Origin of the sequence: Kibdelosporangium philippinense (assembly GCF_021390435.2) — a bacterium.
Classification (GTDB): Bacteria; Actinomycetota; Actinomycetes; order Mycobacteriales; family Pseudonocardiaceae; genus Kibdelosporangium; species Kibdelosporangium philippinense.
Map to the genome: position 1 here is coordinate 1,544,205 of NZ_JAJVCN010000003.1, position 24,649 is coordinate 1,568,853.

Sequence of the window (24,649 nt, forward strand, 5' to 3'; positions counted from 1 at the left end):
GGCGCTCCCCCGTATGATCGAGCCAGGCCCTCGTAGCTCAGGGGATAGAGCAACGGTTTCCTAAACCGTGTGTCGCAGGTTCGATTCCTGCCGGGGGCACCGTCTTTCACCGAGCGAGATTATGGCCGCTGACCTGCGCAAACAGGTCAGCGGCCGTCAGTCTGAGTTGATTTTTAGTTGATCTTACCCCTCTAGCATGTTGCGGTTCGTGTTGCGAACGGGGACTATACTTGCGCCATGGGCACCTCCAAGGCAGCGCCCAGGCGGCGCACACGCGGCGAGATCAAGACGCTCCCGAGCGGCTCCCTACAGGTCCGGGTGTTCGCCGGAACCGACCCATTGACGGGACGCCGCAATTATCTGTTGGAGACCATCCCGCAGGGACCAGACGCAGCGAATGCGGCCGAGAAAGCCCGGACACGCCTTCTCAATCGAGTTGACGAACAACGCACGCCAAGGACCAAGGCGACCGTCGATCAGCTCATGGATCGCTACTTGGAACTGCTCGACGTCGACGTCAACACGCGGAAAGGCTACGAGGGCTACATACGTAACCATGTTCGGCCTTTGCTCGGCAAGCTTCAGGTCGGCAAGCTCAACGGCGAGACGTTCGATTCGTTCTACGCGATATTGCGTGCCTGCCGCGCGCACTGAGGTGATCTCAGCGACTTTCACGCGATCTTGCCGTGTTCGAAATGCGTGAGGACAAGGGCGGCTTTGACGATGTCGCCGATCTTGCTGGGGCTGGCGGTGAGATGCCGCAGGCTGCGCCAGCGTCCGGTGAGCAGGGCGAAACCACGTTCGCCCAGACACCGTAGGCCACGCAGCAGAGCGTTGCGTGTGCGGGTGTCCACGTCGAGGACCTGGCCATCGGCAGGCTGTTTGACCGGGGTGTGCACGCCGATGCCGGCACCGTCGTAGCCGCCATCGGCCAGCGTCGGCAGATCAAGGTGCGAGGCGGCCCAGTACAGCGCACCCAGCACATGCTCGCGCGCCACGGTCAAGTCATGGAGTGAACCGGGCTCGACATCCGAGACCCACCACGGAAAACCGTCCGGCGCGCACAGCGCTTGGATGTTGCCGCCGTGCTCGCGGGCTTTGCCGGAGTACCACAGGTCGATCGGCTCGCCTTTCACGCTCAACGTTTTCTCGCTACAGCGATCGGCGGAGAAGACCTTTCCATCGAGGATCACGTAGGCCGTGCCCTCATCCTTGGCCCGCTGCAGGGCCTCATGCAGGTCCGGCGCCTGCTCGGCGAGCACGATGACGACCTCATCCAAGTAGCGGTAGCCGGTGGCGCGGGAGATGCCGTGATCGCGAGCCAGGGCGGGGACGTCGGTGTTCTGCCGGAACCAGCGCAGGCCCAGCACCGCGTGGCGAAAGCAGGTCAACGCCCTGCTGTTCTTGCGGGTGCCGCGTCGGCGGCGTTCGGCGTGCAGCAGCCGGCTGAGGTAGAGGGCCAGTTCACGCGGGACATCGAGCATGGCACGATACGCAATCACGGGGAGCCTTCTGGTCCGGACTTGATCTTCGCAATCCAGTTCTACCAAGGGCTCCCCGCCCATCTTTCCCCGGGTCTCACCACTCCCCAGTACATCGACCAGCGCTCGTCCGAGCAGCTTCGCGGCTCAACAAACGAACCAGAATCTTGGTGAGATTACCTCACTGATGTCACCCCAGTCACGCCAAGCACCGCTCAGGCGTTACGCGTCGCCATCGCCATCGTGGTCAGAGAGTCCGAAGTCCTGGCCGTATGCCGACGGGGTGACGACGGGGGCGGTATCTCATGGCAGTTCCCCGCCGGGATGATCAAGCCGGGCGTCAGGCCTGAGACGGTGGCCGTTCGCGAGACTCTTGCAGAGACAGGCGTGCATTGTGCCGTGGTGCGCATGCTCGGTAGTCGAGTGCACCCTGTTACCAACGTTCTGTGCGACTACGTGCTGTGCGAGTACCTGTCAGGCGACGCCGAGAACCGGGACGTGGTCGAGAATGTTAGCGTGACGTGGATCGAAAGGAAGAAGCTCACTCGGTTCATTCCGACCGATCGAATCTTTCCGCCAGTACGAGAAGCTTTGGAGGTCCCCAGTGAGTCAGCCGACTCCTGACAATCCGCAACCCCCGATCGCCGCAGCGGTCATAGTCGACGGTGGAAAACTTCTATTGGTCCGGCGGCGCGTGAAGGAGGGTAGCCTTTCATGGCAGTTTCCCGCTGGCGAAGTCGAGTCTAGCGAGACTGCGAGGGCAGCTGCCGTACGAGAAGCATTCGAGGAAACCGGCTTGACCGTGACTGACGTGAAAGTTCTTGGAGAGCGTGTTCATCCTGCGACCGGGCGCACCATGATCTATGTAGCGTGCGACATTGTATCCGGCGATGCCTATGTTAAGGATGACGAAGAACTCGTAGAACTCACATGGACGCAGCGAGGGCAACTTACGGAGTACGTGCCGTATCCGTTCTTCGAACCTGTCCAGCAGTACGTAGACGAGTCTCTCACGCCATAGAAAGCGGCCCCGACACAGAGTCGCGTCTGCGTCGGGGCCGCTTGTCTATTGCCATCCAGGAAGTCAACTCTTAAATACGAAAGCTGCGTTTAATCCAATCGCCCTCAGGCTGCGCTTTTGGCACATTCACATCCCGCACGTCCACATATCCTTTATTGTTGTAAAAATTCACCTGAACCAAGCCGACCCACCACCATTTAGTTGCCGATGCACAATTCTGGTAGTTCGGATTATCCGGGTCCGCTTGCATCCCCAAGTGTCCCGTTTGCACATCTTTACCTTTTTCATTTTTACCAATGAAGATCAAGCTTGTTATATCCTTATTCGGCGTGCAGACCGTAAGCTGTTGACCATTCGTACCGGCAAACGCCTGGCCGGACATGGCAGTCAAGCCGCCTAGTGACAGAATTGCCACCGCAAATGCGGAGATGGTGCGGCGAATAAGCAAAACCTCATCCTCCAAAAACCGAGTCAGGTTCACAGTTTTACATCTATGCGGCTGGAGTCTATTAGAGCTTTCGTGTCGGTGAGGGCGGATCTTTCGAATCTTGCGCTTCTTGACACGCTGAAATGCCCGTAAGTCTCAAGACCGCGATGAATACTGAGGGCTGGGACACACTCTTCGTACTCTGGTGCTTTTACTGTAGCTCAGCTCTCGCAACGCTACGCCCCTCCCAGGGGCGACTGCGAGCGACGGGCGAGGCCTCACTGACATGTTAAAGGGGGCCAACCCCTACAACTGCTCCCCGGAAGTCATCGGATCAACTAACGGGGAGCAATTCACAAACCCGGCGACCCCTGCACACACGAAAATGGGCAGCAACAAATCAGCTGCCTAGTGGCTCGTGTTGTCCCGGAACCAAATGTTCTTGCCGCTGCAATAGTAGTACTCGTCGTACTGGTTGGGGTAACCCTCATCTCGATTGAAAACGGCGCTTATTTTTTGGCAATTCCGTTCAGTTTCGTAGGGCCCGATTAGCTTGTTTACGAAGGTATCAGCGGATGCTACGGAGGTCTGCATGCCGACCACCACAACTGCAAGACAAGCAGCGATAGTCATCACCCGGGCCACGGCGTGTTTCACAAAGTCCTCGCTTCAAAACTAGATCAAAATAACGATCGGAACCTAGAGTAACGTCAGCACGTTCGGCAACGGATCCGCTCCGAAAGGCGAACTTACGCCACTCACGGAACTTTATTGAGCGCAATGATGCTCGTGCGGCCCGATCAGCGATCTCCCGGAAATTGCGGGCACCGACAGCACCGACAGCACCGACAGCACCGACAGCACCGACAGCACCGACAGCACCGCGCCAATATCGTGCCGGACACCCCGTGGATCACGCGGATCAGGCACACCGGCAAGAAGATCAACCAGCAACCCAACCTCGGCCAAGCCCGTCTCCCACAACGGATCAGGCTGCTCGGCAACGGCCAGCACGGGCGAACATGGGGCATGCGACGCTGACAACGGTGGCCTTCATCCTGATGACGATCGTGGCGCAGGAACCTTGATCATCCCAGGCCGAAGGCCACCACTCATGTCCGCAGCCGCACATCACACACGTCCACACCGGACTTCACACCAAGATCACAGACTTTGACGTTCCCCTGCCCTACGACCCCACAAAGATCACACTCGCTTCTACCACTCGGATTGCAGCAAGTCAGCGAGCCGCTCCCGCACAACACCGGAGTGAAGCAATTCGGGCAAGTCGACTCCGCCAACGGACATGCGCGTGCTTGCAACCTGCTCGACCGTATCGGCTGGAAGCTCATCAAGCAGTTCGATGGAACGCATTGCCCATTCCTTGGCGATACTGAATGGGTGCCGATCGCTGCCGCTGTACTCGGTCCGGTAGCGACAAGCCAAAGCATAGGCAGTCTCTGCAGCCGCCCGCTTGTCACCGACCACCTCCCGCTCGAACGCAGCTTCCAACTCTTCGAGCGATACAGGTTGGCTACTGACGTTGAAAGGTCAGGGTCTTAGGGCGGATTGGTAGTCAGGATGAGGCCGGTCTCGGCGATGAAGGCATCGATGAGGCCAGGGCGGTACTGCATCTTCTTGAGCCGGGTTTTCACCAGGATGGTGAGTTGGTCGATGCTGCGGGCGGCGAGGTTGCCCAGGCCGCGTTTCAGGTTCGACCACACGCCTTCCACCGGGTTCAGCTCCGGTGCGTAGGTCGGGAACCGGTAGACCGTCAGCCAACTCCGGGCAGTAATCAGCTTCTGCATCACCGCGTCGTGGTGAGCGGTCAAGTTGTCCCACACGAGCACGACCGGCCCGCCCAACTGCTGATGCGCGGCATCCAGCAGGGCGGCGTAGTCGGTCTCCCGGAACCCTTTCTTCTCGCCCTTGCGGCCGTGGTGGGTGATCGTGCGGTAGATCAGCCGGGTGCGCTGGCCGGGTTTGATACAGATCAGTCCGGCGATCGAGACTCGGCCGGATCCCGTGCCCGACACGGTGACGATCGGGGTGTGGCCGCGGCGGGACCAGGTGCGTGCCTTCGGCGGCCTCAGTGATTGGCCGGCTTCGTCTTCGAAGACGAGCCACGCGTCCTGCTCCCGCCGGGTTGTTCCACCTGTGGCCAGGTCTCCTTCACCCAGGTGGCGATGGCTTCGTTGTCGCGCTCGGCGGCTCGATGCACCGGCACTTGCGGACTCCACCCGAGCCGGTGCAGCAGATAGGACACGCCCCGCGGGGTGTAGGAGATGCGAAACAGCGTCCGGATGAGCTGCGCTACCCGTGCCAATGTCCAGCGCTGGTCCTCATTCCAGCCATACGCCGCGGGCCCGGCGTCCAATGCGGACTGCAACCGCACCAACTGCTGTGCGGTCAGCTTGCACGGCCCGCCGGCCGCGCCGTGCGAAGCCAGCGCCGCCGTGCCGCCGCGCATCCAGTCCCGTCGCCAGGCATAGGCCGACTTCGTCGAGACCCGCAGCCGGTCGGCGACCTCGACCGCGCTGATTCCGCGAGCGAACAGTTCGGCTGCCTGCAGGCGCACCGCCTCGCGTTTGGCTCGTCCTTGAGCGGTCAGGCCACCACCGTCTGGATATCGCATCTCATCGGCGTAGACCACACCTCATCGAACACCGCGACGACACGCCGAAGCCAGACCCTAAGCTTTCAATCTCGGGTAGTCATGTGGTCAATCACATCCAGCTCCGACAGTCAGTAGGCAAGCTTTTCAGCGAGCGTTTCGTACTCGAACTGCTCTTCCTCGCCGAACCACAGGCCTACTTCGTACTTGGCCTCGTCAGAGTTACCGGATGCGTGCACGAGGTTCATCACGGCCTTTCCGCTAACCTCCGATGACGCTTTGGTCTGGTGCGCATAATCGCCCCGCACCGTGCCCGGCGCGGCAAGGTTTGGATACGTAGCACCGATGATTTGGCGCACCTTCGCGACTGCGTCAACACCTTCGAGGACCAACGCGATAACCGGCCCGGTCTGCATGAACTTGGCAGTCGAATTATAGATGTCGGCGCCGAGACGCTCTTCAAGGTCAAAGTAGTGCTTACGGGTGAATTCAGCATCTAGTTGTGCCATCTTCACGCCGACGATCTTCAGCACGGCATCTTCGAACCGCGTAATGATGCGGCCCGCCAGGCCACGAGCAACAGCATCGGGCTTGAGCAGAACGAGAGTCCGTTCCACACCGAGGTCCGGCGAGTCAGCCATAATGTTTCCTTCCGCGATGGACGAGTCATTCGAATTCTACCGGTGCACTGTCAGCGTGGTTCCAGCGGCGCCACACATCCAGCGAGCCAAGTCATCGACGAATTGTATCCACGTACCGAAATCTTGAAATCGTCAACATAGAGCGTTATTCATGAGGGTTACCAGCCGAGTCGATAGAACTCGAGCGATGTGATGATCCGGATGATGTTGGGGAGCTCGGAAAGGCGTCCTCGATAGCCGGTCGCAATCATCTTCCAGTTCTTGATATGCGCGATGCATCGCTCGACGGCGGATCGAAGTGAGGAGATGAATTTATTGTTCACCTTGTCGTCAGCCGAGAGCTCGCCGCCCTGTGGCTTTTTGCGAGGCGTAATCGTGTGAGTGCCCTGATAGGCAGGGTCACCGATGACTGAGGTCTCGGCCAGAAGATCTTCCCAGTCACACTCGGCGAACGCTTTCCGGTCATGCATCGAGCCAGGCAGAGGGGCGGATATTCCCAGCAGGCCTCCCTCCGTATCGGCGGCGACCTGGATGTTCAGCCCCGCGCGGCGCCGCTTGCCGGAGAAGTTGTCTTCGTGACCAGCACGGTTGCCGGTCGGGACATCGGTTCCGTCGACCAGGACGAGCCGGCCGCGGATGGCCTCCTTGAGGTTTGGAATGTGCAGGCACAGGGCCTGCCCAATCAATGGGAGAATGCCTCGATAGATCCGCGATACGGTCGACTGACTGACGCCGAACAGATCGCCCACGGCCGCCTGGTTCAGATTCTGTCGGACGTACACCAAAGTGATCACGACAGCGCGATACAGTCCCACGGTCGGAGGCCACGCTTGGTTCTCATGGCATTGGATGATCTGCCAGATGCGCGCGACAAGCTCCTGGATCTGGTCAGCAGCAAGCCCTGTAGTAGACTGATAACGCAACGACCCCGCCTGTAAGTTGTCTTCTGCGAGAGGAAAACGATCTTACTTGCCTGGGGTCGTTGTCCTATTTTGAGGTGATCAAGTCGCCAGAATAACGCTCATAGGACATGATTCACCCACACCGTGATCTTCGAGCCCCCGCACGGCACCCGGCCAACGCCGTCCAATGTGGACAGCATGCATGTCGTAAGCCGTGTTGCAAGTCGTGTTGCGAACTGCCGGTCAGTAGTGACTCTAAGGGCCGTGTTGCGGGGTCGGCGCCACACTAAGGCCCTGGTAGACACTGGTGATCCAACGGAAAGACACATTCCTAAACCGTGTGTCGCAGGTTCGATTCCTGCCGGGGGCACTCGTCTTTCACCGGGCGAACTGGCCTTCTACCAGCAGCAATGCCGGTAGAGGGCCTTTATTGTCTCGACCGTCCCCAGTGTCGGCCACCGGACTCCCCGCGGATGGAGCAGTCGGCAGGTTGGCTACCGGCATCCGGTCGCCGTCCCGACCGGGTATCGGCAGCCGAACTCGTCCGGGCACGCCGGTACGCACGTCAACCGCTGAGCGACTGGCCCCGGCTGCTTGACGGCAGGGCAGACCACTCGTCTCCCCAACCGATCAAGCCAAGGAGTTCTACATATCCCAGGCTGTCCACGCGGAGTGCGGAACTCCCGCGGAGTACAGGCGATCAGGGACACTCTCGTCGGCTCCGAAACTCATCGTGTTCCCGGAACTGGACCCCTTAGGACGCTCCTCCATAAATCCTGGTGCATGACGGGCAAGTGCGAGGGGAAGTTCAGGGGCGTTCAACGCCGCCAGGGTGGCCTTCACGGCGTGCGGCCCCGCAACAGGAGGGACTGACGCGGCCTCCTGTGGCTGACCCTGAGTATTCATGGCGATCTTGATTCGGGCGCCGTGTCGGAACAGGGAAAAGTGCTCCTGAGCTGGGAAGATGAGGTTGCTAATGCCTGTTCTTACCCATGAAGCTCTGGAGCACTTTCGACGTGGATGTTACTGGGTGGTCGCGGGATCTGGCGGTAGAAGTCGGTGGGCGTGGCGTGGTCAGTCATGCCGGGACCGCGGCGGTGCGGTTGCTGGCCGACCGCACCGGGTTGACGGAAGGCTTGTCGCGGGCGATGGCGCGGCGTGGGTTCATGCCGGTGCATGACCGTGGCCGGGTGTTCGCCGACACCGCGGTGTTGATCGCTGACGGCGGGCGGGTCCTGTCGGATCTGGCTGTCCTGCGCGATCAGGCCGAACTGTTCGGGCCGGTCGCCTCAGATCCGACGTTGTGGCGCACGTTGGACGCGGTCGGTCAGGTGCAGCGCAACAAGATCGCCCGTGTGCGTGCCCGGATCCGCGAGCATGTGTGGTCGTTGATCGAGCGACGGCACGGCCGGATTCCGCCGTCGCGGGTGGCCGACCGTGATCTGGGCACGACCGTGGTGGTCCGGTTGGATGGTTCGCTGGTGATCGCGCACTCGGACAAACAACTCGCCGCGGGAACCTACAAGGGCAGCTTCGGTCATCATCCGCTGCTGGCCATGTGTGACAACACCGGCGAATCGCTGGCCCTGTTGCTGCGCACAGGAAGCGCCGGATCCAACACGACAGCTGATCACCTCGAGGTCCTCGACGCCGCGATCGCCCAGATCCCGGCGAAACATCGAAGGAACCTTCTAGTCACCGTGGACGGCGCGGGCGCCTCCCACGGTCTCATCAAGTACATCACCGCGCTGAACGCCAAGCCAGGCAGGCAGGCGCACTACAGCGTCGGCTGGGAACTCGGTGCGCGGGAACGAGCCGCGATCGGCCGTGTCCCCGCGAAGGCATGGCAGGCAGTGCTCGATCACCACGGCGATCCTCGGCCGCTGGACAAAGCCGGCGTGGTGGAACTGACCGCGCTACTACGTCACCACCCCGACGGGGACCAACTGGAGAACTGGCCGGCCGATCTGCGGATCATCTGTCGTCGTGAGAAACCCCACCCCGGCGCACAGTTGTCCCTGTTCGAAGAAGCCGACGGCTGGCGCTACCAACTGGTGGCCACCAACACCCCGGGCAGCGGTTCGGGCGCCACCGTCCAGTTCCTGGAAGCCCGTCACCGCCCGCACGCCCGAGTCGAGGACCACGTCCGCTGCGGCAAGCAAACCGGCCTCGGTCACCTGCCCTCCACCAAGATCGAGATCAACCGGGCCTGGTGTCTGGCCGCCACCATCGCCATCGACCTGCTCGCCTGGCTGCGCCTGCTCTGCCTTGAGGGCACCCTCGCCAAAGCCGAACCCAAAACCCTGCGCTACCGGCTACTGCACACCGCCGCCCGCATCGTCCGCGGCCAACGCAAACGCAAGATCAAAATCCCGGAAACCTGGCCCTGGGCCGACCCTCTCGCCGCCTGCCTCCGGGCAGCGCTGGCCCTGCCACCACCAACTCGATGACCCCTGTCCCTGCCCCTCGACCTGAAAGGCCCGCCCCCCAACCCGGCGCCCAGCCAACACCGGCGGCCGGGCTCGAACCCTGACCATCACCACACAGCAACCAACTCAAGATCAACATCCGAACCGGCACAGGCGGACACGTCACCCACGTGAATGATCAAGGCTGATGTGACAATTGAGTGTCTATTATGGACAATCCCTGGTGCGCCGCCGCTGATCAACCGGGAATGCTTAAGGCATTTCCTCTGACCGCAACCACTTGCGGCGTGGCGCCGACGGGCGTGAATTGGGTCAGGCGTACGCTGAACCAGTTGCTGTTCTGAGAATGCGGAGCACGTGATGGGTAAGCGGAATCGGGAGAAGCGGGCGGCCAAGAAGCGCAACCGGCCACGCCCCGATGCGACCAAGCCTGGTCACGAGCCGGACGATTTCTGGGTGCCGCCAACGAATCTGTCCGCTGGCCTGCTGGCGAACACGCTGCTGGCGGCGGCCCGCGAGCACTCCATGGGCGACACCAACACCGCGGCGGCCTGCGCGGCGGAGCTGAGCAGTAGCCGGTTCGCACGTGACCAACGCACCGTCGCGACGGGTGCCGGCATAGCGCTGAATATGGTCCTCACATCGCTCTGGGAAACGGGTTGGCTGCCTGCCGACGCATGGGAGATCACCCGGCGCAACTCGGATGCCGCGTCGGTCAGCCTGCTGGTGGACGTGATCGCCGAGGACATCGACCAGTACAACTCGTCCACAGTGGACGATCGATGGGCCGCGCAAGTCCAGCGGCTCGGCGCAACTGTCTGGTGGAACCGCGACAGCCCGCATCTGCCGCAATGGGCCGAACGCGCCGGCGTCCACTTCGAACTGGCACTGCGGGTCACGATCACGTTGATGGCCGCGCTGATGCCTCTGCCCGAACTGCCCCGAATCGTGCCGCCGCCGGGAACGGCGTCTCGCCGCTCGGCCGCGTCCGTCTCCGGGGTCGACCAGAAGATCCTCGCCCGGGTGCGGGCGCTGCTGGCCAAGGCGGAGTCCACCCAGTTCCCCGAGGAAGCCGAAGCGCTGTCGGCCAAAGCCCAGGAGCTGATGAACCGGCACGCCTTCGAACGCGCCCTGCTCGACGCCGACACCCAACGGCAGCAGGCAGCCACCTCGACCCGACTGTGGCTGGACAACCCGTATGTGGAGGCCAAGTCCAGCCTGGTCGCCACCATCGCCGAGGCCAACCGGTGCAAGTCGGTGTTCTACGCGAAGCTCGGGTTCGTCGCGCTGGTCGGCGAGGAGATGGACCTGGAGATCACCGAACTGCTGGCCACCTCCCTACTGGTGCAGGCCACCCGCGCCATGGTCGCCGAAGGCAGCCACACCACCCGTAGCGGAATGTCACGGACCCGCTCCTTCCGGCGGTCCTTTCTCATCTCGTACGCCGTGCGCATCGGCGAACGACTGAAGGAGGCAGGCGCACGCGCGCACGATCCTTCCGAGGACGCACGGCTGCTGCCGGTGTTGGCCAACCGCTCCCGTGTGGTCGAGGAAACCTTCAGGTCGATGTTCCGACACGCCGTCCAGAAGTCGACGTCGGTCACCAACGGTGCCGGGTGGGATGCCGGACGGGCGGCCGCCGACCGCGCCAACCTGACGATCGATCGCCAAGCGGTCAACAGCTGACCTCGAGCAAGCTGACAATTCCGCTGACCATGGGCTTTGGATCCACGTTTTAGGTAGACTCCATCTACGTAGTTCGCGACTACATAGATGGGGAGCAATGGCAGAGTTCGTCGGACGAGCAGCCGAGCTGGGTTTGTTACGCAAACGCCTCGATCAGGTCACCGCGTCGGGCGCGGGGACAGCGGTGAGCCTTCGCGGGCGTCGCCAGGTTGGCAAATCGCGGCTTGTCCAGGAGTTCTGCAACCGGGCGGGCGTCCCATATATGTTCTTCACGGCGACCAAGGGTGCGTCGTCAGTGGAGTCCGTGGCGACCTTCCTCGACGAGCTGATGGCATCGTCGCTCACGACCGATCGCGAGCTCATCCCCAGTCAGGTGGCAGGTGGCTGGCCGGATGCCTTCCGTGTCCTGGCCTCGACCCTTCCCCCTGCTCCGGCGATCGTGGTCATGGACGAGGTGCCGTGGCTGGCCGAGCAGGACGACTTGTTCGACGGCGCGCTGCAAACCGCATGGGACAGGCTCCTCTCCGCACGACCGGTCCTGTTGTTGCTGCTCGGCAGCGACATCCACATGATGGAGCGGCTCACTGCCTACGACCGGCCATTCTTCGGCCGCGCCGACAACATGGTGCTTGGCCCGCTCAATCCCGCCGAAACCGCTGACGCACTCGGCTTGGGTGCCGCGGACGCCATCGATGCCCACCTGGTCACTGGCGGTCTTCCTGGCATCATCCGCAGCTGGCCCCGCGCCACGCCGGCACTGACGTTCCTCGAAGCCGAATGCGCCGACCCGGCCTCGCCCGTATTCAGCATCCCGGAATCCGCATTGATGGCGGAGTTCGCCACTCCCGATCAAGCTCGACGAGTCATCGAAGCTGTCGGCAGCGGTGACCGCACCTTCTCGAACATCGCGGCCACAGCCGGAAGCCGCCAAGGCAGCATCCCTTCCGGCTCGCTGTCCCCGTTGCTGCACCGTCTAACCGAGGAGAAACGGGTCTTCGCGGTCGATCACCCGTTGTCCATCCACCCTGGCAAACCTGCCCTCTATCGCGTCGCGGACAGCAACCTCCGCCTGTACCTCGCCTTCGGCCGTACAGCGCAAGAACAGGCCCGTCGTGGTCGACCCGAAGCGGGCATCCAGTTGCTCCATCGTCGCTGGACCACATGGCGAGGGCGTGCCGTCGAGCCACTCATCCGCGAGGCCCTAGAACTCGCCGCCCTCGCGGGCACACTCCCCTGGCCGGACGTCACCGCCGTTGGCGCCTGGTGGAACCGCCAATTCGATCCTGAGATCGATCTCATCGGAGCCGACCGAGCCCCTGTCGCACAACGGCTTTTCTTCGCGGGCTCCATCAAATGGCTTGGTAGCCCCTTCGACAACCATGACCTGGCCGCTCTGCGGCAAGCCGCCACCCACGCTCCAGGATTCACCCATGGAGAAACGGGAACCGCTGTCGTCTCCCTAGCCGGCGCCGTCTCCGGCGACGGTGCAGACCTCATGTGGGGTCCTTCTGACGTCTTGGGCTCTTGGCAAACGGCCTGATACAGGCATGCCGATTGACATCAGCGATCAGAGCCAGCCGCGGCGTTCAGCCATGCATCCGGCTTGAACCGTGTGGACGCACCTAATTCAGTCATCAGGCGGAGTCGCACCCGATCCCGTCCTACCTCTACGACCTCGTGCACACCTGGCACAACGACCTGCCACAGGACATGGTCGTGCGCGCGTCGGGCAAGAACCTCGCCCGCATCGACGAGAACTTCGCCGGTCCCAGCGGCAGAGGCGAGGAATGGCGCTACGACTTCCCGGCCTACTCGGAGTGGGGCATCGGCAACTACGCCCCGCTGGCCACCGGCACTCGCCGGACGGACTGGGTCAGCACCGACGGCGCGAACCGCTGGGGCCAGGAAGCCATGGACGGCCTGTCGAACGCGTGGGGCGTGCGCCGCAAGTACGAACCCGGCAGCGTCACGAGCGACGAATGGTTCGAGCCGATCCAACGCCCGTATCTCAACAACAACTTCCTTGGGCCGACGCGCACGGACAACGACTTCCGGATCGACGTCCCCGGCTATGGCAACGCGGATCACGTCGGTTCGCTGCAGGATTGGCAGCGCGCGAACCAGACCACAACCCTTTACCAGGGCGACAAAAAGCTGGGCAGCACGTCCAACGGACTGATCATGTACCCCGCCGCGTCCAGCGCCGAGCCACAGAAGTACCGCCTGGTCGTTGAGAACCGGCGGGACGCGTCCGTCAGCCCGTTCTCGTCGGCCACCACGACCGCGTGGACGTTCACCTCAGCCGCGCCAAAGGTTGCCGGGCAACGGGATTTGCTGCCGCTGCTGCAGATCCGCTACGGCCTTCAGCCGGACGACTCCGGGTCCGTGTCGCGTGACGCGAGGTTCGGCGTCACGGTCGAGCAGCGTGCGCCCGTCTCGGTCGGCCTGGTCGACGTGAAGGTCGCGGGTGGTGGTTCGCCGCGGACCCAGAAAGTCGACGTGTCCTATGACGACGGTGCCACGTGGACCCACGTGCGGGAGGACTACCGGGGTTCGTATCGGCTTGACGCCCCAAGGAAGGCACGGTTCGTCTCCCTGCGGGTGACCGGAAACGACTCGGCAGGCAACACGGTCGACCAGACGGTGATCCGCGCGGTCGGCCTGCGCTGAAACCGCTGACAGCGGCCCGTCCCGGGCGGGACGGGCCGCTCGATACCATCAACCCTTCTCCAGAGAGTGCCTGCCTTCGACGGATGGATCCGCCCGTGCGCATCGCCATTGCCTACGACTCGCTGTTTCCCTGGTCAAAGGGAGGTGGCGAACGGCAGTACCGCCGCTTCGCCGAGGAGTTCGTCGCTGCGGGCCACGATGTGACCTACCTGACCCGGCTGCAGTGGGACGAGCCGCCGAGCATCGAGGGCATTGAGGTCGTCGCGGTCAGCACCGACCGTGAGCTGTACGACGCGAACGGCGTGCGCACGCTGGGCCCAGCCCTGCGCTACGCACAAGGCCTGGTGAAGCACCTGCGCGCCAACCGCAACCGCTACGACGCCGTGTTGGTGGCCGCGCTGCCCACCACGAACGTCCTGGCCGTACGCGCGGCACTGGTCGGCACGAAGACCGCAGTGGGCGTGGACTGGCTGGAGGTATGGCGGCCGGACCAGTGGCGGACGTACTCCGGTCCCCTCGTCGGCACGGTCGCGAGCGTGCTCCAGTGGACCGCGGCGAAGCTCAGCCCAGTGGCTTCGTGCCACTCACGGATGAACGCGGCCCGGCTCAAGGCCTCCGGCCTGCGCAGCCAGCCCTTGGTCAGCCCCGGTCTGATCGACCCGCAGGGCGACATCGAGCCGAACCTGTCCACGACCACCCCGCCGAACGTGGTCTACGTGGGCAGGCACATCCCGGACAAGCGGGTCGAGGCGTTGCCGGCGGCGATCGCGCACGCCCGCAAGCAGATCCCCGACCTGACCGCGACCATCTTCGGCGAGGGCGCGGCGCGGGCCGCGGTGGAAGCTGAAATCAACCGGCTCGGCCTGCGAGACGTGATCCGCACGCCGGGATTCGTCAGCCAGGAGGAGCTGGACCAGGGCATCCGCACCGCCGCCGCGCTGGTGAACCCGTCGCAGCGCGAGGGCTACGGCCTGGTCGTGGTCGAAGCGGCGGCTGTGGGCACTCCGGTCGTGCTGGCGAACGCCGAGGACAACGCGTCCGTCGAGCTTGTCGAGAACGGGGTCAACGGCCAGGTCGCGGCCTCCGTGGCGCCCGCAGAGCTCGGCGAGGCGATCGTCACGGTGGTCAACGCGGGCGAGCCGCTGCGTAAGTCCACACATGACTGGTACATGCGCGTGAGCAGGACGAACACCATCCAGGCGGCCGCTCGGCAGATCCTCGACAGGTTGGTGCAGGCCGCCGCCCTACGATGAGGAGCGTGCCATTGCGAATCGCCGTCGACTTGGTCTTCTTCACCGGGAAGAAAGGCGGCACCGAGAGCTATGCCCGGCACCTGTTCGCGCACCTGGCCGACCACGACGACCTGAGTTTCGTCGGCATCGGCAACCGTGAACTTGCCGCGCAGCCGCCATCCTGGTTCCCCGGCGAGATCGTGTCGCTGCCGGTGTCCGGCGAGAACCGCGCCGCATGGGCCGTGGCCGAGATGCTGGCTGTGGGCCCACGTGCTCGCGGCACCAAGGCAGATGTGCTGCACTGCCCGTCGAACTTCGGGCCTGCCGTGCGGCTGCTGCCGACCGTTGTCACCGTGCACGACCTGCTCGCTCACCGTCACCCCGAATGGGTGCCCGGCGGCCGTGCACGCGGCGTGCAGACGTTGAGCAAGGCCAGTGCGCGTGCCGCCAGCCGGATCATCACGATCAGCGAGACGTCCGCCAATGACATCCGCTCGTTGCTCGGGCGTACCGAGGTCGACGTGATCCCGCTCGGCGTCCTGCCGGTCGACCCGTTGGACCGTCACGAGCCACCGGCCCGGCCGTTCGTGCTGGCCAGCGGAAACCGGATGCCGCACAAGAACTTCGCGAAGCTTGTCGAGGCATGGGCGCAAATCCCGCTCGCCGAACGGCCGAAGCTGGTGATCACCGGCAGCCACGGCGACGACCCGCTGCGCCCCTTGGTCGACCAGTTGGACCTGGCCAACGACGTTGAGCTGCTCGGCTGGGTGACCGACGAGGAGCTGGAGCGCCTCTACGACACCGCGAGCGCCTACGCGTTCCCGACGCTTTTCGAGGGCTTCGGCCTGCCTGTGCTGGAGGCCATGGCGCGTGGCTGCCCGGTCGTCGGCTCGGACATCCCGATCCTGCGCGAGGTCGGCGGGGACGCCATGCGGTACTTCGACCCGCACGACCCGGCGTCGATCGCCCGGACCGTGCGTGAAGTTGTCGCTGACCCGGGCACCATGGCCGACGCAGGCCGCAAGTGGGCCTCGCTGTTCACCTGGCAGCGGACCGCTGACGCCACCGCGGACGTGTACCGCCGACTCGCGGACTCAGTCCGATGAGCAGCGGCCGTCGGGCCGGGTTGATCGTGCTCATCGCGAGCTTCGCAGGGCACGGCGCCAACTACCTGTTCTACGTGGTCGCTGCCCGGATGGTGACCGGCGCGGAGTTCGCCGCGATCTCCGCGCTGATCGCGTTCGGCACGATCGTGTGGACGCCGATCAACGGTGTGCAGATGGCCATCACGCGCAACGTGGCCGTACTGCGGACCTCAGGCACCCCCGGCGAGGTGTCGGCCTACCTGCGGCAGCAAAGTCGCCGCATGGGCCTGGCCGCACTCCTGGTCGCGGCCGCGATCATGGCATTGAGCCCGGTGCTGTCCGAGCAGTTGAACATCGGGTCCGTCCAGACGGTGGCGCTGGCTGGGCTGTGGATCGGTTTGACGTACCTGCTGCTGGCCATCACCGGGGTGGCGCAGGGTCTTGAGCAGTTCGGCTACGTGGCGTTCTCACTGGCCGGTCCCCTTGGCGTGCTGAGGCTCGCGCTGCTGCCGCTGTGCCTGCTCGTGGCGGGAATGACAGGCAGCATGTGGGCGATGGTCATCGCCACCGTGATCGGCCTCGCAATCCTGATCCGGCCGTTGGCCAGCGAGATGAAGGCGACGCCGACCAAGGCGCCTTCCTCGACGGCCACCCTGTCCGCGATGGTCGGGCTGGTGGCGTTCTCGTCGCTGACCAACGTGGACCTGCTGGTCGCGCAGGCAATGTTGCCTGCGGACAACCGTGCTCTGTACGCGAGCGCCGTGCTGCTGGGCAAGGTGGCGTTGTTCGCGCCCGCCGCCCTGGCGATGGTGCTGCTGCCCCGTGCGTCGGCTGCACTGGAACGCGGCGAGTCCGCCGACTTGGCGGTACTGAAGACGCACGCTCTGACAGCCGCGGCAGGTCTTTGTGTCGCGTTGGGGCTGTGGGTGATGCCGACGTCGGTGATCAGCGTGACGTTCGGCCCCGAGTACGCCGCGGCCAAACCGCTGCTGCCGCTGTTGGCCCTGGTCATGACCGGCGCGGCGGTGCTGTGGGTGCACCTGACGTTCTCGATCGCCCGCAAGAGCAAGCGGTTCGTGGCTGGCATGGTCGGCATCGCTGTCATCCACTGGGCGCTGCTCGCTCTGCTGCACGACTCACCGCACCACATCATCCTGGCTTCGGCCATCGCGGTCGGCAGCGCGCTCCTGGTCGTGGAAATCGGCTCCCGTTCAGGCCTTCTGCGATTGCTGCTCCGGCAACGACGAGTGCCCGCGCCGGCCATTAGCTAAGCGCACCAAAAAGCCCCGGCCACAGCTGGCCGGGGCTTTTTCGTACCGCTGGTGGATCAGTCCTCGCCGATCTTGGTGAGGCTGAGCGTGAAGCTCACGCTGATCATCTGGAAACCGGACACGATGCACACCATGCCGAGAATCGGAATACGCATCGTCTCGACGACATCAAGCGCACCGAAACCAGTCGCACCCCACGTCAGGATCGCGACGATGAAGGAGGCAATACCGAGCAGGATCAGCAGCGAGCCGATCCACACGCCGCGCTCAAGTGAAGCCTTGGCGACGCGCTCCATCATCCGCCCGGACGGGGGCGGCAACAGGCCGAGATGGGCGGCGTAGGACCTCGCTACCACTGCCAAACCGGTGCCCTGCAAGCCAAGGATGAACATCGTCGCGAACGCCAGCATCGACTGCAGGCCGAAGCCGATCCCGCCGACCTGCTGCGGACCGAACGACAGCCACAGCAGACCGACAAGGCCGATCAGGCTGAACGCGGCCGACGGGTAGTACAGCAGCCACCGCGGGCTGAACGCGAGCAGGAAGCGCAGGTGACGCCAGCCGTCACGCCAGGTCCGCAGGTGCGGCGCGCGGCTGCGGCCGTCCGGACGCAGGGTCGTGGGGACTTCGGCGATCTTGCGGTGGTTCAGCGCGGAGCGGACCACCATCTCGCTGGCGAACTCCATACCCGAGGTACGCAGGCCCAGCTCCAGCATCCGGTCCCGGCGGAACGCGCGGATGCCGCAGTGGAAGTCGCCGACCGGGATACGGAAGAAGACCTTGCCGAGCTTCGACAGCACCGGGTTGCCCAGGTAGCGGTGCAGGAACGGCATGGCGCCCGGCGCGATGCCGCCCTGGAAGCGGTTGCCCATGACCAGGTCGGCGCCCTTGCGCAGCTCGACGAGGAAGCCCTCGATGTCGTCGAGCGCGTAGCTGTCGTCGGCGTCGGCCATCAGCACGTACTTGCCGTCCGCCGCCTCGATACCCGCCATCAGCGCCGCGCCGTACCCGCGGCGGGGCACGTCGACGACGCGTGCGCCGTTCGCGCGGGCGATGTCCTGTGAGCCGTCGGTGGAGCCGTTGTCGGCGACCACCACCTCGCCCTTGACGCCAAGCCGTTCCAGCGACTGTGTCGCCTTGCGCACGCAGATTTCGAGGGTCTCCGCCTCGTTGAGGCACGGCAGGACGATCGTCAATTCGAGAACGTCGGCCTCAGTTCTGGCCGAGTCCTGTTCCAACTGGTTCGACAACGTCATAGCGAAAGTGCTCCGTCAAGCTGGGTGAATTTATGGACTCGCTTGCCCGTGAGGGAAGTGACCATAGCGAAGCCTGACTTCCCCCTGGTGACTGAGCCGCCGAAGGCGAGCCACCACTCCCCCCATAAGATACGCGGCCATGACGGAGCGACGTTCAGGTGTATGGCTCTGGCTCCTCGCCTTCGCCGGTTTCATGCTGATTCATGCCGGTTGGGCGTTCGCCGCGCCATATGACGGCCCGCCCGACGAAGAACAGCACGTGCTGCGGGCCGCGGGCATTATGCAGGGCGACATTATCCCCGAGGACCGTAACCAGACGATCCCGGAAAGCCTTGACAAGAACAACCGGGTCGACAGCTATGGGATCCACCACAGCAACTGCTTCCCCATGCGCCCCACCGTCGCGGCGAGCTGCGCCGAGGAGCCCGGCGGCGACACCACGCTGGTGCGTCGTTACGTGGCCGAAGCGAGGTTCAACCCGATCTACTACGCCACCGTCGGCTGGCCGCTGAGCTTCTGGCCGGAGTGGAAGGGCGTGATGTCCGCCCGGCTGATCAACGGCGCCCTGATGTCGGCGATGCTGGCATTCGCCGTGGTCGCCGCGGTGCGCTGGACCAGGCACAAAGCCTTGCTCGCCGGCTTGGTCGCCGCCGCGACGCCGATGATCGCGCATCTCGGCGGGGCGATAAATCCGAACGGCATAGAAATCACGTCCGGTCTGACACTGGCCGTCGCGCTGATCGCACTGCTGCACGAGAAACGCGAGGACGTGAACCGGGCCGCGGTCGCGCTGGCAGGCGTGTCGGGAGCCGTACTGGTCACCCCACGGTTCAGCGGCGTGATGTGGCTGTTGGTGATCTTCGGCGTGATGCTCGTGCCAGCGTCGATGCAGCGGGTGAAGTACCTGTTCCGGCAGCGGATCGTCAAGGTCTGGGGCGGCGTCATCGTGCTGGCGACGGTCCTGTCGGCGGCTTGGACGCTGTACACCAACACCGCCGAGGTGGCCGACCGTGACCTCGGTTACCAGCTGAAAGACGTGCTCCGCTCGGCGTTCATGGACATGTGGCCCAACATCACCAACCAGATGGTCGGCGTGATGGGCTGGGCCGACACGCTGATGCCGCGCCTTGTGTACGTGATCTGGTTCGCAGTGCTCGGTTTCCTGGTCCTGGCCGCGCTTGTGGTCGGCAAGAGGGTCGACCGGTGGCGGATGATCGCGTACTTCATCGGCACCTTCGTGCCGTACACCGCCATGGAGATCATCCTGATCAACCAGACCAACTGGTTCAACCAGGGCCGCTACTTCCTGCCCGGCGCGGTGGGGATCCCGTTGCTCGCGGCACACATCATGGCGTACCGGCTGTTCACCGCGGAGCACTTCCGGTCCATGACAAGGCTGCTGGCCACGCTGCTGCTGCCGCTGCACTTCATCTGCCTCTGGTTCACCATGACCAGGTGGAACTCCGGCATGGTCAGCTTCAACCCGTTCAACGGCAGCTGGACGCCGCCGTACGGGAACGTGCTGCCGCTGGTGCTCGGCCTGCTCGGCGTGGTGGTGCTGTGGGTCATGTACTGGCGCTCGTCGCAGCTGCCGAAGGCCGATGCGGGCAGCGCCGGACCCCAGCAGCTCGACAACTCGGAGGAGCTGTTGCCCGCGACCGCCGGCCGCGCGTGAACAGCTGATGAATTCTTGACCTGAAAGAAATGGCCCCGCCGAAATCGGCGGGGCCATTTCTTTTGTCAAATCTCAGCTGCGCTGAGCATGCCGCAAGCCCGACGGGCACACCGCCGAGGAAGTCCGCGACGTGCTGGTGTTGCCCGAACACCAACACGGCTCGCTGACTTGGGACCAAGGCTGCGAAATGGCCGCCCACGCGAAACGCTCGGCTGGGAAACCCCAGCCGAGCGCCTGCATGCATCAGGTGTTGTGAGGACCCCGAGAATCCGCGAAATCGGCGGGGACCATTTCTTTCGTCACATTTCAGCCGCGCCGCGCGTGCCGCAAAACTTGCCCGGCAGCACGCTTCAGATTGTGCGCCGCCGCGCTCAGATCGGGTGGCTCAACCGAAAGCGGGTCGCGCAGCTCCTCGTTGGTCCGCCGCAGCTCGTGCACCTCGTGCCCGCGCCGATCCAGCTCGGCACGCAGGCGCTCGATCTCATGCCGCTGAGCGCTGATCGTCTCGGCCAGCCGGTCCGCGTCGTTGGCGTGCGCTACCGCCTCGTACTGCATCTGCAGCACCCGCGTGTAGAGCGAGATCCGGTTCGCCTCAAGGGTCGCGATCAGCTTCGAGTGCGTGTACGGCTTCAGGCCGTCCATGATCTTCTTGGCGCCAGGCGCGGTTTTGCGCACCAGGATGCCGAAGCCATAAACCGCTGGCACCACTTCCAGGTACCACTCGTCCGCACCGGCCGCCGCGACCGCGTCCTCGATCGCGGTCAGCACACCGTTGCGCTCGCCACCCGCTTCCACTGCCCACGTGAACGCGCCGAGGCCGACCACGCCAGCGGGGGTGAGCTCGTCGTGCCACACGGTCGGCCCGTCCGGCGACGATTCGTGCTTGTCCTCGCCAGTCAGTGGGGACGGCTCGTAGTACATGTCGCGCCGCGCACATGGCCACAGCACGTCGTTGAACACAACGACCGCGTCTGGCGCGTTCGCGATGATCCAGGAGACCTCACCGTGCACCACGGCGTAGTTGTGGTCACCGTCGATCACGTACAGGTCCGCGACCGGCAACTCGGCCAGCACGGCAGGCGAGTGGCCCTCGACCAGGTGCAGCTTCGGGTTCTCTGCCAAGGTCTCGCGCAGTTTGTCGCTCGGGTACGGGTCGATGCAGTGCACCTCGTCCGCGCCAAGGTCCGTGTAGATCGAGGAGACCTGGCCGGACTCGACGCCGACCTCGATCACCTTCTTGATCTTCCGGTTGGCGAAGATGATCTCGAACTGCTCACGCAACAGCGACAGGGAGTGCAGCAACACCGGCAATGTGCGAGCCGCCCTGATCGGGGCGTTCGGGTCCTCGCGGCTGCCGACGACGTCCACACCATGGTTCACGAAGCGCCTCCAAGCTTGCGGATCGCGACCCGTGCGGCGCTCGTTGCCACACCCTTCGCGCCGCCGAAACGATACTCCGCACGCAGACGTCCGCTGATCCGCTGGACGCGTGAAGCTGTCGACGGCGGAGCGGCGGACAGGTTCGACATCGACTGCGGCAGCATGGCGAACGCCACAGTGACCTGACCGGACGACATCGGCATACCGAGCTGGTCGCGAACCCGCAGGATGATCGCCGACTCCGGACCGAAGAACTCGACCAGGTTCGCGCCGAGCCACCTGGCGTCGCGGTAAGTCATAGCCATGAAGTCATCGGGCGTCTCATAGCGCAACGGGTGGTCTAGCGGACGACGGCCAGCATTGCCACGCACCTCGATCCAGTCGACCCGCACGATCGCTGGACGGCCGGGGATCAGCAATGACAAGTCATGCGTGTCATGGTGCTCGAAGTACATCCGCGCGAACGACAGGCCGTTGCGGTTGATCCGAACACGCCGTTCGCCGCCGAGCTCCCAGTCGTTCGCGCCGGTCTTGTACCAAAGCTTCGTCTGTGCCGGTTCGCCGGAAGCCTCGAACACGTCCCGGACGACCTGCCCGCTCGCCAGCGCCGTACCCGCCGCGGCAAGGCCGGTGTCGCCGGAGGCGAGCAGCGCGGGCCAGAACGAGTCGCGCATGCCGAGGTCTTCGAGGTCGAGCGGCGACAGGTACGGCAGCGCGGCGACCAGATCGTCCGGGATCAGCCTGGTGACCACCGTCGAGCCGAAGTTGTCCTCGTGCACCCAGCTGCCGAACACGGCGGCCTCGCCGGGAGTGGGCGCCCGCAGCGCCGACACCAGGATGTTGGCCAGCCGGTCCTTCGCGGCCTGCGGGCGTGCCAGCGTCGGCCAGGCTCCCCCGGAAGCGTGTACGTAGTCGTTCCACAGCCGCTGGAACGCCAGCATGCCCTGCTGCGCGGCCAGACGCTCGTTGTTCTGGGTTGTCGACTCACTGACCCGGCCAAGCACCGGGGACCCGTCCTCGTTGAACCCGACGAGGGAACCGCACAGCGCGTTGACGCACTGCTCCAGCACCTCGGGGCTGCGCACGATCGCGCCACACACGTCGGCAGGGTTGCCTGCCTGCGCCAGATAGCCCTCGAGCCGCAGGCCCTGCGCGTACGCCCGCGCGGAGCGGTCGTCCGTGGCCAGGTAGAGGCCGGCGGGCTTGACCTTGATGCCCGCGACCTTGAGGGCGGCGGCGAGCTGACGCTGGATGGTGCCACCCCAGCCGAGGTCGACCATGGTCATCTCTGGCGCGTCCAATGCACCGACGGTGCGCAGGTGCAGCACCATGCGCTCACGCGTCGCGGTGATGGTGGCCTTGAGCCGGTTCTGCAGGTGCGGCGACTCGGTCAGGGCGACGGCGACCCGCTGGGCGATGTCGCCGTTGTCCACGACGGAGTTCAGCTCGTTCGCCAAGGCAGGCACGTCGCCCGTGCGCAAGTGCAGCACCGACAGCAGCTCGCGGACGGTCAGCTTGTGGCTGCGGCGGATGAATTCCTGCACGGAGTCCGCGTCGAAGCTGTCCAACGCGGCAAGCGAAGTGACGTGCCGGGACAGCCATACCGGCTTTGCCTGCACAGCCCATCCACGCGCCTGCGCGGCATTGTTGATCAACGCCGACAGCAGCTCGCCCTCGCGCATCGGGCACCACAGCACCTTGGTGCCGTCCTCGTGGGCCCGCCAGGCAACCCACTCAGCGAAGCCGGTCAGCACCGGGCCGAGCACGGCGGCGCCGTAGCGCCAGGCGATGTCGGTACCGGACTCGCTGTCCGCGCCGGACGCCTGAAGCGCCTTGGCACGCAGGCTGGTGATGCCGAAATCGCCGTGCTGGTCGTCGAGGTTCGGGGCGTAGTCACCGAAACCGTCCTCCGGCTCACCCTCGCGCTCGAGCACGACAGCCAGCGGCTGGTCGATGCGGCGGTAGTGCACCACCCGCATCCCGATTTCGATGCCGGTCTCGATATCGGCCACCTCGTTGTCGCCGATGTGTACGACCTGCTCAGGGGTCAGGCCGAGGTCGTTGAGCGCGATCTCGAACAGGCCGTTGGTCTTGTCGAGGCCATGCTGGTGCGAGCGATAGACCTTGGCGCTCTTCAACGCCTCGAGCTCGGGCCGGTCAAGCAGGTAGGCCAGCTGCTCCTCGGTGAAGTACGTGTCCGAGACCAGAACCAGCGGCACCTTGTTGCGGTGCGCCGCGGCGATCAGCTCGGCGATGTCGAGGTCGACGACGGTGAACTCACGCTCGACCTCCATCTCCAGCGCGACCAGCTTCTCAAGCAAGGCCTTGTCGAACGTGCCAGCGGGCATCGCCCGCCAGATGTCGAACAGCGACACCTCAGGGCCGAGGTCACCGTGGTCACGACGAGCCTTGCGCTCGGCGTCGATCCGCATCCGCCGGAACGTGGCATCGGTCAGCCATGCGGGAGCCAGCCCGGCCGCCCGCAGGCGCGCGCCGATAATGCCGAACACATCCGCAGGCCGCGGTACCCGACGCCAGAGAATGGTGTCGAAGATGTCAAAGGACAGCGCGGCGCAGGAGCGGTCCGCGACTATCCGGTGCGCGTCCTCAAGCAGCGCATGCGTCTTTTTGCCTGCAACGTCAGTCATCGCGGCAATCCCCGTTTCATAGATTTGCAGTGCAAAGCCCCCGGGGCGGTGCCGCGTCGCGAACGCCCACGTGTGTCTTCTCCTCATCCGACCTGGCAACTCACCTTACCGGGCTGGGTGTGCACGCAGCCGACCCCTTGGCCACCAGCCCCTTTTCCCATCCGAAAGGGTTCGCCGCCATACCCCGGTTGCATTCGGACAGAGTGTCCGGACAGTATGTATTGACACATT

General features: G+C 64.5%; 22 protein-coding genes, 1 tRNA gene and 1 pseudogene. 13 read left to right on the plus strand and 11 right to left on the minus strand.

Annotated features, from left to right (window positions below; genetic code table 11):
- Positions 1 to 26: 26 nt before the first annotated feature.
- Positions 27 to 99, plus strand: a tRNA-Arg gene (locus tag LWC34_RS39420).
- A gap of 138 nt (positions 100 to 237) precedes the next feature.
- On the plus strand, positions 238 to 654 hold the full coding sequence (locus LWC34_RS39425; protein WP_233730304.1) for a tyrosine-type recombinase/integrase: 417 nt from the start codon (positions 238 to 240) through the stop codon (positions 652 to 654).
- 17 nt (positions 655 to 671) lie between these two features.
- Here LWC34_RS39425 and LWC34_RS39430 read toward each other — a convergent pair whose 3' ends face one another.
- A complete protein-coding gene (locus LWC34_RS39430) occupies positions 672 to 1,502 on the minus strand; it encodes a transposase family protein (protein ID WP_233722715.1) in 831 nt (276 codons plus the stop codon).
- A 213-nt stretch (positions 1,503 to 1,715) separates the two neighbouring features.
- On the opposite strand from LWC34_RS39430, the gene LWC34_RS59065 reads away from it, so the two are divergent.
- Together LWC34_RS59065 and LWC34_RS39435 are read left to right on the plus strand one after the other, a co-directional pair.
- A complete protein-coding gene (locus LWC34_RS59065; protein ID WP_372496757.1) occupies positions 1,716 to 2,105 on the plus strand; it encodes an NUDIX hydrolase in 390 nt (129 codons plus the stop codon).
- Positions 2,086 to 2,502: an NUDIX hydrolase gene (locus LWC34_RS39435; protein WP_308200202.1), complete on the plus strand. Its 417-nt coding sequence runs from the start codon at positions 2,086 to 2,088 to the stop codon at positions 2,500 to 2,502. The genes LWC34_RS59065 and LWC34_RS39435 overlap by 20 nt, the downstream gene beginning before the upstream one ends.
- A gap of 70 nt (positions 2,503 to 2,572) precedes the next feature.
- Here LWC34_RS39435 and LWC34_RS39440 read toward each other — a convergent pair whose 3' ends face one another.
- The 7 genes from LWC34_RS39440 to LWC34_RS39470 all read right to left on the minus strand — a co-directional run bounded on the left by LWC34_RS39440 (position 2,573) and on the right by LWC34_RS39470 (position 7,107).
- Entirely contained in the window at positions 2,573 to 2,983 is a 411-nt protein-coding gene (locus tag LWC34_RS39440) for a hypothetical protein (protein WP_233730305.1), read from the minus strand.
- Positions 2,984 to 3,697: 714 nt separating this feature from the next.
- On the minus strand, positions 3,698 to 3,943 hold the full coding sequence (locus LWC34_RS39445; protein ID WP_250109463.1) for a transposase family protein: 246 nt from the start codon (positions 3,941 to 3,943) through the stop codon (positions 3,698 to 3,700).
- A 204-nt stretch (positions 3,944 to 4,147) separates the two neighbouring features.
- Positions 4,148 to 4,441, minus strand: coding sequence for a hypothetical protein (locus LWC34_RS39450; RefSeq protein WP_233730307.1), 294 nt, complete (start codon positions 4,439 to 4,441; stop codon positions 4,148 to 4,150).
- Positions 4,442 to 4,488: 47 nt separating this feature from the next.
- Positions 4,489 to 5,109, minus strand: coding sequence for a transposase (locus LWC34_RS39455; RefSeq protein ID WP_233730993.1), 621 nt, complete (start codon positions 5,107 to 5,109; stop codon positions 4,489 to 4,491).
- A complete protein-coding gene (locus tag LWC34_RS39460) occupies positions 5,019 to 5,564 on the minus strand; it encodes a winged helix-turn-helix domain-containing protein (protein ID WP_233730308.1) in 546 nt (181 codons plus the stop codon). Before LWC34_RS39460 ends, LWC34_RS39455 begins: the two co-directional genes overlap by 91 nt.
- Positions 5,565 to 5,674: 110 nt before the next feature.
- A complete protein-coding gene (locus LWC34_RS39465) occupies positions 5,675 to 6,184 on the minus strand; it encodes a nucleoside-diphosphate kinase (RefSeq protein ID WP_233730309.1) in 510 nt (169 codons plus the stop codon).
- 158 nt (positions 6,185 to 6,342) lie between these two features.
- Positions 6,343 to 7,107 carry a transposase family protein gene (locus tag LWC34_RS39470; RefSeq protein WP_233730310.1) on the minus strand — a complete coding sequence of 255 codons (765 nt, stop codon included), beginning with the start codon at positions 7,105 to 7,107 and terminating at the stop codon, positions 6,343 to 6,345.
- 971 nt (positions 7,108 to 8,078) lie between these two features.
- Here LWC34_RS39470 and LWC34_RS39475 point away from each other — a divergent pair.
- From LWC34_RS39475 to LWC34_RS39505, 7 genes are all read left to right on the plus strand, one after another.
- Positions 8,079 to 9,536, plus strand: coding sequence for an IS1380 family transposase (locus LWC34_RS39475; protein WP_233722402.1), 1,458 nt, complete (start codon positions 8,079 to 8,081; stop codon positions 9,534 to 9,536).
- A gap of 339 nt (positions 9,537 to 9,875) precedes the next feature.
- Positions 9,876 to 11,201 (plus strand): DUF2786 domain-containing protein, encoded by a 1,326-nt coding sequence (locus LWC34_RS39480; RefSeq protein ID WP_233730311.1) that lies wholly within the window; start codon positions 9,876 to 9,878, stop codon positions 11,199 to 11,201.
- A gap of 97 nt (positions 11,202 to 11,298) precedes the next feature.
- Positions 11,299 to 12,741, plus strand: a complete 1,443-nt coding sequence (locus LWC34_RS39485) for an ATP-binding protein (protein WP_233730312.1) — start codon at positions 11,299 to 11,301, stop codon at positions 12,739 to 12,741.
- A gap of 137 nt (positions 12,742 to 12,878) precedes the next feature.
- Complete coding sequence (locus tag LWC34_RS39490) at positions 12,879 to 13,871, plus strand: hypothetical protein (protein ID WP_233730313.1); 993 nt, start codon at positions 12,879 to 12,881, stop codon at positions 13,869 to 13,871.
- 95 nt (positions 13,872 to 13,966) lie between these two features.
- On the plus strand, positions 13,967 to 15,124 hold the full coding sequence (locus tag LWC34_RS39495) for a glycosyltransferase family 4 protein (protein ID WP_233730314.1): 1,158 nt from the start codon (positions 13,967 to 13,969) through the stop codon (positions 15,122 to 15,124).
- A gap of 5 nt (positions 15,125 to 15,129) precedes the next feature.
- The gene (locus tag LWC34_RS39500; RefSeq protein WP_233730315.1) at positions 15,130 to 16,209 is read left to right on the plus strand and encodes a glycosyltransferase family 4 protein; all 1,080 of its coding nucleotides are present in this window, start codon (positions 15,130 to 15,132) and stop codon (positions 16,207 to 16,209) included.
- Entirely contained in the window at positions 16,206 to 17,459 is a 1,254-nt protein-coding gene (locus tag LWC34_RS39505; protein ID WP_233730316.1) for an MATE family efflux transporter, read from the plus strand. The genes LWC34_RS39500 and LWC34_RS39505 overlap by 4 nt, the downstream gene beginning before the upstream one ends.
- A gap of 56 nt (positions 17,460 to 17,515) precedes the next feature.
- Here the strand turns inward: LWC34_RS39505 and LWC34_RS39510 are convergent, their stop codons facing one another.
- Positions 17,516 to 18,715: a glycosyltransferase family 2 protein gene (locus LWC34_RS39510; protein ID WP_233730317.1), complete on the minus strand. Its 1,200-nt coding sequence runs from the start codon at positions 18,713 to 18,715 to the stop codon at positions 17,516 to 17,518.
- 139 nt (positions 18,716 to 18,854) lie between these two features.
- On the opposite strand from LWC34_RS39510, the gene LWC34_RS39515 reads away from it, so the two are divergent.
- On the plus strand, positions 18,855 to 20,390 hold the full coding sequence (locus LWC34_RS39515) for a DUF2142 domain-containing protein (RefSeq protein WP_233730318.1): 1,536 nt from the start codon (positions 18,855 to 18,857) through the stop codon (positions 20,388 to 20,390).
- Positions 20,391 to 20,487: 97 nt separating this feature from the next.
- A pseudogene (locus tag LWC34_RS59355) lies at positions 20,488 to 20,613 on the plus strand (IS30 family transposase); the annotation flags it as partial.
- Between the two features lie 83 nt (positions 20,614 to 20,696).
- On the opposite strand, the gene LWC34_RS39520 reads toward LWC34_RS59355, so the two are convergent.
- Both LWC34_RS39520 and LWC34_RS39525 read right to left on the minus strand, forming a co-directional pair.
- Positions 20,697 to 21,770 carry a class I SAM-dependent methyltransferase gene (locus tag LWC34_RS39520; RefSeq protein ID WP_233730319.1) on the minus strand — a complete coding sequence of 358 codons (1,074 nt, stop codon included), beginning with the start codon at positions 21,768 to 21,770 and terminating at the stop codon, positions 20,697 to 20,699.
- Positions 21,767 to 24,418 carry an HAD family hydrolase gene (locus LWC34_RS39525; RefSeq protein WP_233730320.1) on the minus strand — a complete coding sequence of 884 codons (2,652 nt, stop codon included), beginning with the start codon at positions 24,416 to 24,418 and terminating at the stop codon, positions 21,767 to 21,769. Before LWC34_RS39525 ends, LWC34_RS39520 begins: the two co-directional genes overlap by 4 nt.
- Between the last annotated feature and the right edge of the window lie 231 nt (positions 24,419 to 24,649).